General features: G+C 67.6%; 11 protein-coding genes, 1 tRNA gene and 2 pseudogenes. 8 read left to right on the top strand and 6 right to left on the bottom strand.

Annotated elements, in window-relative coordinates:
* Positions 1-157: 157 nt before the first annotated feature.
* From ACZ5PB_RS00410 to ACZ5PB_RS00400, 3 genes are all read left to right on the top strand, one after another.
* A complete protein-coding gene (locus ACZ5PB_RS00410) occupies positions 158-1,354 on the top strand; it encodes a Gfo/Idh/MocA family protein (RefSeq protein WP_468686500.1) in 1,197 nt (398 codons plus the stop codon).
* A 150-nt stretch (positions 1,355-1,504) separates the two neighbouring features.
* Positions 1,505-2,431: an alpha/beta fold hydrolase gene (locus ACZ5PB_RS00405; protein WP_468686499.1), complete on the top strand. Its 927-nt coding sequence runs from the start codon at positions 1,505-1,507 to the stop codon at positions 2,429-2,431.
* A gap of 38 nt (positions 2,432-2,469) precedes the next feature.
* Entirely contained in the window at positions 2,470-2,823 is a 354-nt protein-coding gene (locus ACZ5PB_RS00400) for an MmcQ/YjbR family DNA-binding protein (protein WP_468686498.1), read from the top strand.
* Between the two features lie 22 nt (positions 2,824-2,845).
* Here ACZ5PB_RS00400 and ACZ5PB_RS00395 read toward each other — a convergent pair whose 3' ends face one another.
* A complete protein-coding gene (locus tag ACZ5PB_RS00395; protein ID WP_468686496.1) occupies positions 2,846-3,736 on the bottom strand; it encodes a transketolase family protein in 891 nt (296 codons plus the stop codon).
* A 31-nt stretch (positions 3,737-3,767) separates the two neighbouring features.
* Positions 3,768-4,514 (bottom strand): transketolase, encoded by a 747-nt coding sequence (locus ACZ5PB_RS00390; protein WP_468686494.1) that lies wholly within the window; start codon positions 4,512-4,514, stop codon positions 3,768-3,770.
* Between the two features lie 148 nt (positions 4,515-4,662).
* Between ACZ5PB_RS00390 and ACZ5PB_RS00385 the strand changes: the two genes are divergently transcribed.
* Positions 4,663-4,736, top strand: a tRNA-Pro gene (locus ACZ5PB_RS00385).
* Positions 4,737-4,845: 109 nt separating this feature from the next.
* On the opposite strand, the pseudogene ACZ5PB_RS00380 reads toward ACZ5PB_RS00385, so the two are convergent.
* Both ACZ5PB_RS00380 and ACZ5PB_RS00375 read right to left on the bottom strand, forming a co-directional pair.
* Positions 4,846-5,312, bottom strand: a pseudogene (locus tag ACZ5PB_RS00380) (tyrosine-type recombinase/integrase); the annotation flags it as partial.
* 320 nt (positions 5,313-5,632) lie between these two features.
* The gene (locus tag ACZ5PB_RS00375; RefSeq protein WP_468686493.1) at positions 5,633-6,355 is read right to left on the bottom strand and encodes an NUDIX hydrolase; all 723 of its coding nucleotides are present in this window, start codon (positions 6,353-6,355) and stop codon (positions 5,633-5,635) included.
* A gap of 87 nt (positions 6,356-6,442) precedes the next feature.
* Here ACZ5PB_RS00375 and ACZ5PB_RS00370 point away from each other — a divergent pair, with 87 nt between their 5' ends.
* The 4 genes from ACZ5PB_RS00370 to ACZ5PB_RS00355 all read left to right on the top strand — a co-directional run bounded on the left by ACZ5PB_RS00370 (position 6,443) and on the right by ACZ5PB_RS00355 (position 11,263).
* Positions 6,443-8,227, top strand: a complete 1,785-nt coding sequence (locus ACZ5PB_RS00370; RefSeq protein WP_468686492.1) for a hypothetical protein — start codon at positions 6,443-6,445, stop codon at positions 8,225-8,227.
* Positions 8,224-9,144 (top strand): 5'-methylthioadenosine/S-adenosylhomocysteine nucleosidase family protein, encoded by a 921-nt coding sequence (locus ACZ5PB_RS00365; RefSeq protein WP_468686490.1) that lies wholly within the window; start codon positions 8,224-8,226, stop codon positions 9,142-9,144. Before ACZ5PB_RS00370 ends, ACZ5PB_RS00365 begins: the two co-directional genes overlap by 4 nt.
* A gap of 60 nt (positions 9,145-9,204) precedes the next feature.
* Entirely contained in the window at positions 9,205-9,864 is a 660-nt protein-coding gene (locus ACZ5PB_RS00360) for a hypothetical protein (protein WP_468686489.1), read from the top strand.
* Positions 9,865-10,162: 298 nt separating this feature from the next.
* Entirely contained in the window at positions 10,163-11,263 is a 1,101-nt protein-coding gene (locus ACZ5PB_RS00355) for a hypothetical protein (RefSeq protein WP_468686487.1), read from the top strand.
* A 173-nt stretch (positions 11,264-11,436) separates the two neighbouring features.
* Here ACZ5PB_RS00355 and ACZ5PB_RS00350 read toward each other — a convergent pair.
* Both ACZ5PB_RS00350 and ACZ5PB_RS00345 read right to left on the bottom strand, forming a co-directional pair.
* A pseudogene (locus ACZ5PB_RS00350) lies at positions 11,437-11,742 on the bottom strand (transposase family protein); the annotation flags it as partial.
* Positions 11,743-12,079: 337 nt separating this feature from the next.
* The gene (locus tag ACZ5PB_RS00345; protein ID WP_468686485.1) at positions 12,080-12,565 is read right to left on the bottom strand and encodes a flavin reductase family protein; all 486 of its coding nucleotides are present in this window, start codon (positions 12,563-12,565) and stop codon (positions 12,080-12,082) included.
* Between the last annotated feature and the right edge of the window lie 156 nt (positions 12,566-12,721).

Genomic DNA, 12,721 nt, shown 5'->3' with positions numbered 1-12,721 from the left:
AGGGCAACCGAGGACGGCGTCCGAGGCGGCCCGGTCGTATGCGCCGCACATCCGGGCATTAACGTCAACTGCCGTACTGCGCGCGGATGCCCGCCCCGTTCCGGCCAGCGCTTCGGGCTCGCAGGGCCCGCCGGGCCCTTCAAGGGAGTGCCACACCATGACCGAACAGCCCGACCTCCGCATCGGCGTCCTCGGGTACGGGCTGCGCGGCAGCCTCGCCCGTACGGCACACCGCCCCGGCGCCGGAGCGCGGGTGACCGCCCTGGCGGACCCCGACGACCGCGCCCGCGCCCAGGCCGCCGAAGCCTTCCCCGACGCCGCGACGGCCGCCGACCACCGCAAGGTCCTGGAGGATCCGGCCGTCGACGCCGTCCTCGTCCTCACCCCGGACCACACCCACGCCGACCTCGCCTGCCAGGCACTGCGGGCCGGAAAGCCGGTGTTCGTGGAGAAGCCCCTGGCAACCTCCGTCGAGGACTGCGACACCATCCTGCGGACCGCGTACGAGACCGGCACCCGGCTGTACGTCGGCCACAACATGCGCCACATGCCGGTGGTCCGCCTCATGCGCGAGCTGATCGCGGCGGGCACCATCGGCCGGGTCAGGACCGTCTGGATACGGCACTTCGTCGGCTACGGCGGCGACTGGTACTTCAAGGACTGGCACGCGGAACGCGAGCACACCAACGGTCTGCTCCTCCAGAAGGCCGCCCACGACATCGACGTACTGCACTGGCTGGCCGGCGGCTACGCGCGCGACGTGCAGGCCATGGGCGACCTGATGGTCTACGGCGACAACCCGCACCGCCGCGCCCCCGGCGAGCCCAAGACCGACGACTGGTACACCAAGGACGGCCACTGGCCGCCGCACACCCAGCGCGACCTCAACCCGGTCATCGACGTCGAGGACGTCTCGCTGCTCAACATGCGCCTCGACAACGGGGTCCTGGCCGCCTACCAGCAGTGCCACTTCACCCCCGACTACTGGCGGAACTACACCGTCATCGGCGACGCGGGCCGGCTGGAGAACTTCGGCGACGGCCCCGGCGGCCAGGTCAAGGTGTGGAACACCCGCCGTTCCTCGCACCGTTTCGACGCCGACGAGGTCCACGAGATCCCGGCGGCCGAGGACACCGCGGGACACGGGGGCGCCGACCCGCTGCTGATCGACGAGTTCCTGCGCTTCGTCCGGGACGGCGGCGCGACGGACACCTCGCCGGTCGCGGCCCGGATGGCGGTCGCGGCGGGCTGCCGGGCCACGGAGTCGCTGCGCGACGGCGGGACACCGCGCCGGGTCCAGGAGCCGGACGCGGAACTGGCCGCCTACTTCACGCGGGGGCAGACGCGGGCATGAGCCGGGCGTGACGCGGGCACGGGGCGGGCGTGACGCGGGCACGGGGCGGGCATGATGCGGCGCCTGCCGGGGGAGGTGCAGGACCGTACCCCGCCCGCACCACCCCATCCGCACCCCCCGGCACCCACCGCGAGAGGCAGGCCCCCACCCATGACCACCACCGGCACCGCGACCGCGCACGACGGCGTCCAGATCGCCACGTACACCTGGCTGCCGGACGGCGGCCGACCGCGTGCGCTCGTCCAGATCGCGCACGGGGCCGCCGAACACGCCCAGCGCTACGACCGGTTCGCCCGCCACCTCGTCTCCCACGGGTACGGGGTGCTCGCCTCCGACCACCGGGGGCACGGCGCGACCGCCACCGGCACCGGCGGGTTCGGGGTGACCGGGGACGGGGAAGCGGACAGCTGGCGGGCGATGGTCGACGACCTGCGCACGGTCGGCGGCCAGGCCCGGGCGCTGCACCCGGGGGTTCCCGTGGTGCTGCTCGGGCACAGCCTCGGCGCGATGCTGGCCCGCGACTACGCGCAGGAGTACCCGGACGACCTGGCCGGAGTGATTCTCTCGGGAGTCTTCCGCACCCTGCCCGGGACGGACCTGGAGGCGGCGGTGGCCCGGCTGGAGCGGGAGGTCGCGGAGGGCGGACGCACCTCGGTCTCCGGATTCGTCCCCGAGCGGTTCGCCTCCTTCAACGACGCCTACCCGCACCGCACGGGCTACGAGTGGCTGTCCCGGGACGAGGCCGAGGTCGACCTCTACGCGGCGGACGAACGCTGTGGCTTCGCCTTCAGCGCGGGACTCGCCCTGGACTGGGTCCGGGGCATCCGCAAGCTCAACGACCCGGCGAACGTCGCCCGCATCCCCGCCGACCTGCCCTTCCACCTGGCGGTGGGCGCCGAGGACCCCTGCAACCAGGGGCTGACGCTGCTCCACGAACTCCTGGAGGACCTGCGCTACGCGGGTATCGAGGACCTGACCTGGAAGGCGTACGAGGGCGCCCGGCACGAGATCCTCAACGAGACCAACCGGGACGAGGTCCAGGACGACCTGACGGCCTGGCTGGACAAGCACGTCTGAGCAGGCGGACTGTCAGTGGTGGCCCGTACGGTTTTCCCATGACCACTGCCGAGGACGTACGCAGGGCGGCGCTCGCCCTGCCGGACACGACGGAGAAGCTCGCCTGGGGGCAGCCGACCTTCCGGGTCGCGGGCAAGCTCTTCGCCGCGCTGGGCGACGACGACACGTCGATGGCCTTCCGGTGTCCGAAGGAGGAGCGCGACGAACTGATCGCGGCGGAACCGGAGAAGTTCTTCCTCCGGGCCGGGCACGACGACCACTACAACTGGCTGCGTGCCCACCTGGCCGCCCTGGAGGACGAGGAGGAACTCCGCGCCGTCCTCGTCGACTCCTGGCGGCAGGTGGCACCCCGCAGACTCCTGGCGGACCACCCCGAACTGGCGGGCCCGTGACACACACGCCCGTGCCGGAGGGCTAGCCGAGGAAGGAGGAGATCCGCTCCCGCAGCGATGCCGCGTCGAGACCGTGCGCGGTGAGGTGCTCGTCCAGTTGGCCGTAGCGGCGCAGCTCGCGCTTCGCGACGCCCAGCCCGAGTACCCGGTGCGGCAGGTCGGCGAGCGCGTCGTTCGCGGCGGCGGTCGAGGTGCCCGCGAGGTACGGCTCGACGACCACCACGTCCGGGTGCCCGGCCGCACGCAGCGCCGCCCCGTCGAAGGGCCGTACGGTGGCCGCGTACAGCACCGTCACATCGAGCCCCGCCACGGCCGCGAGCACGTTGTCCAGCATCGGCCCGACGGCGACGACGGTCCCGCCGCGCCCCTCCCGTACGGTGACGAAACCGCCCTCGCCCCGTACCTCCTGCGGCTGCGCGTTGCTCTGCAACGACAGCCGTACGTACACCCGGTCGTCCCCGGCGGACACCGCGTGCCGCAGCAGCGCCTCCGCCTCGTCGGGATGCCCGGGCACGTGCACCGTCCACCCGTCGAGGGTGTCCATGAGGGCCACGTCGCCCGGCGACATGTGGGTGAAGCCGCCCGCCGGCCAGTCGAAGCTGGCGCCCGCGCTGACCAGCACGCCGCCCACGCCCTGGTGTCCGAAGTCCAGCTTCACCTGCTCGAAGGGCCGCTCCACCAGGAAGCTGGCGAAGGTGTGCACCACGGGCCGCATCCCGGCCAGCGCCAGCCCGCCGCCGACCCCCACGAGCAACTGCTCCCTGATCCCGACGTTGATCACCCGCTCCGGGTGCCGGTGCGCGGCGGTCGCGAAGCCGTCCGCGCTGATGTCGGCCAGGACGACGGCGACCCGGGGGTCCTCGTCCAGCAGCCGTCCGGTGGTCGCGATGAACCGATCCCGCATCGTATCCATGGCAAATACCCCTTTTCTGCTGTTTGTTGGCTCAGCTGTCCTGGTTCTTGGGCTCGACGCGGGCCACCACCACCCGGGGCCGGCCCGGGTGCGGCGCGGTGAACGCCGCGTACAGCGCCTCGTGGTCCCGTCCGTCGACGGTCGCCGCGGACCAGCCGGCCGCCTCGAACCGGGAGGCGATCCCGCCGGGCCAGCCGTGCGTGGCGGACGAGTTGTCGACCACGACCACGTTCAGCTGCCCGAGGCCCGCGGGACCCGCGTACGCGATCGCCTCGTGGTTGCTGCCCTCGTCCAGTTCCGCGTCGCCGACCAGGACCCAGACCGAGGGGTCGGTGCGGCCCTGCGCCCGGAGCCCCAGCACCGTGCCGACCGCGAGCGGCAGCCCGTGCCCGAGCGACCCGCTGCCGATCTCCACGCCCGGTACGAGCACCCGGTCCGGGTGGTGCCCCAGCGGCGAGTCGTACGAACCGAACCCCGGCAGCACCTCCTCACCGAAGAACCCCTTCGCGGCGAGCACCGCGTAGTACGCCATCGGCCCGTGCCCCTTGGACAGCAGGAAGCGGTCCCGGCCGGGGGCCTCCGGGCTGTCGGGGGAGACCCGCAGCACCCGGTCGTAGAGCACCCACAGCGCGTCCAGGGTCGAGGTCGCTGCGGGCCCGTGCTTCTCGTCGCCCGTCATCAGCCCCATCAGGTGCCGAAGGTCCTGGTACCCGTACTCCGGCGTCGTCGTCGGCTTCGTCTCCGGCTCCGGCTTCACTTGCGTCGTCTTCGTCGTCATGGAATCGACGATGCAACGTCAACCGGACTTGAGGTCAAGCGACAGTGTGCCGGAATCGGGCGGGCAAAGTCGTTCGCAACCACGTCCTGAAGTGCGGTATTGTTCTCAAGCGCGCTCAGCCAGGGGAAACCCCAGGTCAGGCGGGCACCGGGACGTGGCGCAGCTTGGTAGCGCACTTGACTGGGGGTCAAGGGGTCGCAGGTTCAAATCCTGTCGTCCCGACTGGAGACAGTCGCAGATCAGGGCCGGTTTCGGAGCAATCCGAAACCGGCCCTGATCATTCTTGGGGACTAATTGGGGACCAGTCGGGGGTCCGGCGTCCTTGACCGGGTCAGCGGGTCATGACGATGGGGCTCGGCAGCGAGCGTGGTGCGCGTAGCGCGGTTAAGTGGGCCGAGAGCGTCGCTCCGGCGGCCGTGATCTTGTGGACGTCCGGGTGCAAGTAGCGCTGGGTGGTGGTCAGTGAACCGTGGCCGACGATCCTGCGGATGACGTGCACTTGGACCCGGCGTCGGCGAACCAGGTGAGTGCGGTGTGCCGGAGGTCGTGGCGGCGCAGATGTTCGTAGTCGAGCTTGGTGACCACCTCGTCCCAGTGTGTGGCATCGCGCAGGCCGGCGGTGGAGATGCGTCCGCCTCGTGGGCCGTGAACAGGCGGGCGTTCGGATTGGGGCCGGCGGACAGGATGCGCTGGGCGACGAGGGGGGATCTCCTCGACGATGGGAACCTTGCGGGCCTGCTTGCCCTTGGTGCCCTTGTCGGTCAGCCCGCCGGGCGCGGGTAGGGTCTGACGCCGCACAGCAGCGACTCCTGGCAATCGCAGGAAACGGTCCGCCAGCCCACGCGAATGGCCAGGTCTCATGCCGTCACAAAGTCCTCGTGAGTCGGCCACTTGACCTGTCGGCGGCCCTCGGGGGCGCGTGTGTCTTAGACATGCTGTGGGGACCCGGGACCGGTCCGTAACCGACGCCTCGGCAAGCCCGCCGACCCGGGTCCCCTGCTCAGAGTCGGTGAGTTTGCCCGGGCACGACTCGCCTCAGCGCGGCGGGCCGGGCGACGGCTTAACCGAAGAGGGTGTGGCGGGGCCCATCTCGGGCATCGCCCGACTCCGGGTGCGGGTCACGCCGTGTGCCCGGCGCCGCGCAGCAGTGGAGGGTTGAGCAGCCAGGCGTCTCCGCGGCGGTAGAGGGCAGCCGGGCGGCCGGTGGGGGGGAAGCGTTGATCGCCGGTGGGCTTGACGAAGCCCGTGGTGTTGAGCACCTTGCGGCGGAAGTTGCTCGGGTCCAGTTGCTGGCCCCAGATCACTTCGTAGACCGTGCGCAACTCGCTCAGGGTGAGGAGTTCACGGCAGAAGGCCGTGGCGACGGCGGTGTATTCGAGCTTGCTCCGGACCTGCTCCAGGGCTTCGGCGAGAATCGCCGGATGATCGAACGCCAACGCCGCCTGCTTCCCTTCCAGCTGGGAGACGGGAGCCCAATAGGCGCGCCGGGCGTCGGTGCCGCCCACGGGGGCGGGCAGGTCCGGTCCCAATGCGAGATAGGCGATCGTGACCACTCGCCCCCTCGGATCGCGTCGGGGGTCTCCGTAGGCGCCGAGTTGTTCGAGGTGCAACTTGTTCCCGTCGATTCCGGCCTCCTCGCGAAGTTCACGGAGCGCGCCCTCACGCAGGGTCTCGTTCTTCTGCACGTAACCGCCGGGCAGCGCAGGACGACCGAGGAAGGGCTCCACCCCGCGCTCGATCAACAGCACCATCAACTGCCCGGACCTGATCGTGAAGATCGCCAGGTCGACGGTCACCCATGACGCCTCCACCTTGGTGGAGTCTTTCAGCCAGTCATCCACGCTGAACCCCTAAAGGTCTCATTGACTTAAACGCCTGCGCGATTTATGGTCTCACAGACCAAAACACAACGAGGGCAGGGGCAGGGCATGTTCACTTCCCATGCGCCATCAGCCAAGGCGGTAGGGGACGAACCTTCCGCCGCCACCCGTCACTTATGCAGCGGCGTATACGTGGACGAGCGCTTCCGGGACCTCGTGATCAACGAGGTGTGCACCGCCCCGTACCGCAGGGTCGCCCCGTCCTACGGGTTCGACATCGTCCCAGTCATGCGCCACGCGTGGCGGGCCGCCGCGCTGACCGCGCTGCTGCGGGGGACGGTGGCCGGCGCGGTGGGTGTCCCGGTCTTCGTTGGCGCCCTGCCCACCGCCGTCATGGTCTCCTGCGGTCTCGCTCTCCTGTGCCTGATTCCGCTCGCCGTCGAGCTGAGGAAGTTGGACCGGGACGAGCTTGGGCTCGACCTGATCGGCCCGACCAGGCGCAGCAGGCGGAAGGCACGGAAGTCCAAGCGTCGGGGGCTGGGGCCGGTGCCGGGCCCTCGGGCTCTGTTGAGGTGGCTGTTCCCTCGTAGATACTCGGAGAGCGCACACGCACTCAGGCGCGTCGGCTGGGCTGCGCTGTCCCTGACGCTGGTCGGCCTGATGTTCGCGCTCACCCATCCGCGCCAGGCCACTTCCGCCGTCCATGTAGGCGCGGGTATCACGTTCGTATGCCTCGGCGTCGGAGCCGTAAGGCAGTTGATACTCCACCGCATCATGCGGGCACCGGCTCTGCGGCCCCGGTACCTGTCCCGCCGGGAGCAGGCGGCAGACACGGAGCAGCACCATCCCTGTGCGGTCTACCGCCGCGCTCGTCACAGCGAGGACGATGACGAGGACGACTTCGCTGTCTTCACCCTGTTTGGCGACGAGTCGCCCTTCATCGGAGCGGGTGAGCTGGTCTACCAGTGGAACCCGCCCATGAGCATCCAACTGCTCCGACCATCTGACGACGACGGCGCACCGCTGCACGAACGTGAGCACCCCGTCCCTCCGTTCCGGGCGCATGAACTGGTCGACTATCTGCGCGAGGCGGTCCAGTTGCTCGACACCGACAGCCAGGACGTCCGGCTTCCAGCACGAGTCACCGACCGCGTTTACGTCGCCGAGACCGATGTGGCGATTGACCGTTCGCTTCTGACCCGCGAGTTCGATGCAACGCGGCTGCGGGAGATCATTAACACGCCCGAATCGAAGGAGTACCACTTCCTTGAGGTGACCACTCCCGCTGAAGGAGCCGAGTTCGTCGCGACGGTCCTGCTGCACATCAGCGTTCAAGGGCGCACGCTGAGCATCTCCACCGCCGCGTGCGTCCTCGCCCACACGCCGAGATCTTTCCAGCGCACCGCAGAATTCGGGCACCATGGTGTCCTGGCAGTCGCCTGGGCGGCTCTGCGTGAGCTGGCCATACTACCTTCGGAGATCCGACACTCCTGGCGACTCCTGGGCTATCTCTATTCCCTGGGGAAAGCAGCCATATTTCCCCGCGACCTCACCTCTACGCCAATCCGTAACGTTCTAATCGGTAGCCGCGTGAGCATACGAGAGAAATCGGCGCAGGAATGGTCAAAGATCCAACTGGAGAAAACCGAAATTCTCGGACGGATGAAGACTATAGAGCGCCGGCTTCTCCGGGCTGCCGGTGACTTCCTGGCCACTCACGATGTGGATGCGTCCGAGTTCAATGACCGCGCGACCAAAATTATCAACAGTGGCATCTTCAACTTCGGCGACAACAATAATTTCAGCAACAACGCCGTGGGCGACGCCGCGCAGGTCAGCGCGTCCGCGCACGAATCGTCAGGCCCCAATCCCAGCGGTGGAGGAAACAAGTGAAAACTAATCGCGGAATCGTCAGCCACGGTGACCACAACACTTTTAATAACAATGCCATCGGGGAGCACGCTCGCGTCTCCTTGGCCACTCCCACTCACCGCTCCACGCGCCCCGCCGAGATCGGCTCGGACGGCGAACCGGCCTCCGTCGACTGGGACATCGGTGTGGTCACAATCTTAAGTGAGGAACTGCGATCCGTGGCAGACGAGTTGAAACTCGAACGGCACAAGGTGGGCGGGGGCCTGTATTTCTATCAAGGCGAGCACACCACTCCGGACGCAACCGTACGCATCGTGGCCACCCAGAGTCAGAGCCAGGGGCAGCGCTCGGCGATGGCCGCCCTGGAGAACCTGCGTCGCCACTACAACCCGCGGCTGTGGGCACTCGTGGGTGTGGGCGGTGGGATCCATGATCAGTACGCGCGTGTCGGCAACGTGGTCGTCTCCACCGAGATCGTGTATTACGAGAACCGCAAGGTCAATCCGCTGGGGGACGTCCGTCGGCGCGGGGAGCACCGCCAGGCTCCCGCGCCGGTCGTCCACGCGGTGAACGCCTTCTTCGCCGATCATGGAACCCCGGCACGGATCCACGGGCAAATTGCCACGCACGCGTCGGAGGAATTCGAAGTCTATCCAGGTTTGATCGGATCCGGTGAAGCCGTCATCGCTGACCGGGAGAGCGATATCCGCGAATGGCTCAAGAAATATCACGAGAAGGTCTTGGCAGTGGACATGGAAGCCGGCGGGCTGAGTCAGTACTGGCAGGAAAACTCAGTCCACGGCGCTTCCAATCCCGGCTGGATCGTCATCCGAGGCGTGTCCGACAATGCCGACCAGGATAAGGGTCACGGCTTTCACGAGCTGGCGGCCCGGAACGCCGCGTACGTTTTACGGGAACTTCTGCGCTATCTCTGCTGACTCTCTGTCAAACGGGAACCCGACTACCCGAGATCAGTCATACGCTGGGAGATGGCTCGCATGACTGCTTTTCTGTTCGGAATACTCAGCTCGCTTGCAGCCAGCGCGATCGTCCTCGTCCTCGGCCTCGTACGCGGTTCCCGCCCTCTGTGGTGGCTGGTCGCGGTCTGCTCGCGCCTCTCTGGCGCTGGGCTCGCTCGTGTGTACCGTCACCAGTCGTCCGCCGAAGGCGATATCGCCCGCGATCTCGGCCGAGCCAGTTGGATCAAGGTGCTGGCGGGACGAGGAAACGTACTCACCCGCGAGGTCTTCTCAACCCTGTGGTCGGGGGAGCTATCCCCGGGATCCGTCCAGGTGCTGCTGCCCGACACGCTCGCGCCGGGCGACTCCTGGCTCGACCGACGCTCACAGGATCTACGCCTCTTCGATCCCGGCTTCACGTCCGACCTGCTCAGGAACCAGGTTCGGGCGAACACGGACTACATCGCCCAGGTGACCCGCGCGCAACCCCATGTCCAACTGCGCAGCTTCAACCTCCCCAACACCTGCCGCGTGATCGCCACGGACCGGGCGGCCTACCTCACCTTCTACAGCAGCTCCAGCCACGGCAGGAACTCTCCTTGCCTCTACGCACGGGCCCCCGGACTTCTGTACTCGATAGCCCTCCAGCAGTTCGACGTGGCATGGAGGAACAGTTCCTCAGCCCGCCCCACTCCCTGACCTCTACCGACCTGATGGCCAAAAACGATTCGTCAAGGGGAGCACGGCACGAGTTACCAAGGGGAAGTTGCTACGGGCCTGCTGCGCCCGAGATAGGCGGCACACCTGAGGCTCGACAGGCTTCCCTCGTGCCCAGGCCCGGAGCGTTCTGCGGCAGCTGAGTGAAAAACGTGATGTGCGCAGGCTTGGACTGCTGGCACGATGCCTGGAAGCGGCTGCCCGGCTCTCTCGGACAGCTTTGGTCCAATACCCGCCGCAGACGCGACATCAGACACCGCACGGGGAGCACGGCCCACCAATGACGACGCGCCTGTCCGGAAACGACTTCGCCCTGCAGCTGATCATGCAAGATGGCATGTTCCTGCGGCGCTTCTTGCAGCGAGTCATCGCCAGACCGGAACTGACCACCCTCCCAGTCTTCTGTCTGTACAACTACATATGCCTGATCCTCCACGAGTCCCACCGGGCGCTGGGCCGTATCGCACCCGATCTTGCGACCTCACTTGCCTACGACCATGCCGAGGTGATCGCGCGGGCCCGGAATTCGGTCAAGCTCTACGATGACAAGGCCAAGAAACCGGCGGAGCTGAGTGCCGAATTCCGGCGCATCATCGAGCAGCACCGCCAGGAGTTCCTCAACAACACATGGCTCCCGCTAGCGCGGCCGCTGGAGACAGACCTGGGCCTGGGGCGCTTCCGAGGGAGGCTCGTCTCGACCTCCCACACGGTGAGTTTCTTCCTCGGTTTCCCGCCCGAACGTTTCGAAGCCGAGGTACTGGGCGCACGAATTCGGACGGTCGCTGTGGAAATGGGACGCTACGTGAGGGCCATATCTGACGGACTGCCGTGGGAAGGGCCTTCCTGCCTCGACACGGTGCGCAAGTCAGACTTGAGGATGCAAGACGTGCGAGCCAAGAGGCATTACCGGGGAAGTTTCGACCCCTCTTTGCCTGAGGAGGTCAAAGCATCTTTGACAGCCATGACTTGCGCTCTGAACACCCTTGATGTCCTCTTGTCCGAGGAGGCCGAGCACTCTGCGATCAGTCTTTGGAAGCTGCGCTATATCACGCTCCACCATGTGTTCTCCAGTCTCGCCAAGCTCGACGAGGAGTACGGAGCTGGCCTGCGAACCCCCGACCGCTCCGTGCTGAGGGAGATCCTCGACGCCCCAATGACCGGTCTGATCTTGCAGGCTCACAGCGGCTTTCGGAACACCCTGGTCCACTACGTGCCCCCGCGGAACGTGCACGAGCAACTGTCCCTCCACCAACCGTTTTACGGGTTGTTGGACGCCTACTTCCCCGACGCAGACGCCCGCCTTCTGTATGAGGGGCTCGCCGGCCATACCAGTCACGTCGCCACCATTCTGGATGCCTGGTCGCGATCGCGCATCCCCTAGACGGTGTCCCCGTCGGCACCTACCGGACCGGTAGCTGGCACGATGTTGCTGCTCAGCCTGCGCAGCGCAATCTGAAACACCATCTGCTCGAACACGTGGTGCTCGTTGCGGCTAAAGGCTGTTGCACAAGGATGCCTTTGGGCAGGTCAGTGCCTGTGGCCACGGTCTTCTGGTCATGATGCGAGCGCAAGGTTGTGCATGTGGGCGACGGCCTGGACGGCGCGGTGGAGGCCGTCGCCGTGCTGGCGGCATTCGCGGCGGTTCTTGTAGTTCTTCATTCGGCCGATCACGTGCTCCACCCGGGCACGGACCTTGCGGGGGGCGGCGTTGTCCGCTTCCTCGCCCGGCAGCAGGGGGCGGCGGGGACGTTTGCGATGGGGCACGGCCATACCGCAGTTGAGGTAGGCGCCGTCGCCCAGGACGGTCACCCCCTGGCAGTACTCGGCCAGGCCGGAGGCCCGCCAGGCATGCGCGTCCGCGGTGGTGCGGATATAGCAGGCTTAATCCGGGCACAAGCTGTGCATGGAAGCGTGCATCGTGTACCACCGCGCGTACCGTGTGGTCCCCAACTAGTCCCCAGGATCGCTGTCCTGGCGGTGAGGATCCCTCTGGCGTCTCTGGTCACTGCAGGGTAGAGAGGGCAGATTGACCGGCGGACTGTCAGTGCCCGCGCATAGCCTGCCGACATGTCCTCGACTCGCGATGCAGAAAATATCCTCGACCCTTACTCCTGGGGGTCAACGGGTCGCAGGTGAAGGGCCGTTTTCGAACGGCCCTTTTTCTGTTGTGCGCCGGGCGAGTTGACGACCGGGCAGGCTAGGCGGGGTGCCCCGGTGTGATGTCGTCCGCGTCGCCGAGACGGAGAGCACCTTCCGCCGACGGGTCGTTGACGCCGTGCGCGACGGGCGCGAGGAGAAAGCCGACATGGTCGCCGTCGTCGGTCTGCCGCTCGATCCTGCCGACGAACCAGGCGGGGGAGTCGTCCAGGACCGGAACGCCCCCCGGCCCCGGCGTCCACGGTCCGTGCGCGAATTTGTCGACCTCCTCGTCGCCGGTCTCGCCCCCGAAGAGCGCCGCCAAGTGGTGCTGCTCGGGCCTGAGCAGGTGTACGGCGAGATGCGTGGCCGTTCGGGCGGTCCTCAAGGTCTCGTTGGCCTTGGACAGCCAGACCGTGAAGCGCACCGGACTGATCGAGCACTGGGAGGCGAAGCCCACGAGGCAGCCGGAGCGCCGCTCCCCGGCTGCGGTGGTCACCACGTAGAGGGGGTAGTCCAGCTGGTCGATGAAGCTGTCCATGGCCATCACGGTCTCCTTGTCCGGGGTGGGGCGGCCCAGGGCGTCGAGCCGGTGGTAGCGGTGTCAGTTTGCCGGAAATGGTGCCGGGCAGGCGGAACCCAGCACTTGGGACCACAGGCGCAGTCGCGCGGAGTGGTGCGTACGCCCGCACGATGACGCTCC

Source organism: Streptomyces sp. NPDC032721, from assembly GCF_055579625.1.
Note: the sequence above shows the minus strand (reverse complement) of the source record. Positions and strands in the feature narration are given on the sequence as shown.

Coding starts and splice junctions, on each gene's coding strand:
- ACZ5PB_RS00345 (WP_468686485.1), bottom strand. CDS start 12,565: ATGGCCATGGACAGCTTCATCGACCAGCTGGACTACCCCCTCTACGTG.
- ACZ5PB_RS00400 (WP_468686498.1), top strand. CDS start 2,470: ATGACCACTGCCGAGGACGTACGCAGGGCGGCGCTCGCCCTGCCGGAC.
- ACZ5PB_RS00370 (WP_468686492.1), top strand. CDS start 6,443: ATGTTCACTTCCCATGCGCCATCAGCCAAGGCGGTAGGGGACGAACCT.
- ACZ5PB_RS00390 (WP_468686494.1), bottom strand. CDS start 4,514: ATGACGACGAAGACGACGCAAGTGAAGCCGGAGCCGGAGACGAAGCCG.
- ACZ5PB_RS00395 (WP_468686496.1), bottom strand. CDS start 3,736: ATGGATACGATGCGGGATCGGTTCATCGCGACCACCGGACGGCTGCTG.
- ACZ5PB_RS00360 (WP_468686489.1), top strand. CDS start 9,205: ATGACTGCTTTTCTGTTCGGAATACTCAGCTCGCTTGCAGCCAGCGCG.
- ACZ5PB_RS00405 (WP_468686499.1), top strand. CDS start 1,505: ATGACCACCACCGGCACCGCGACCGCGCACGACGGCGTCCAGATCGCC.
- ACZ5PB_RS00410 (WP_468686500.1), top strand. CDS start 158: ATGACCGAACAGCCCGACCTCCGCATCGGCGTCCTCGGGTACGGGCTG.
- ACZ5PB_RS00355 (WP_468686487.1), top strand. CDS start 10,163: ATGACGACGCGCCTGTCCGGAAACGACTTCGCCCTGCAGCTGATCATG.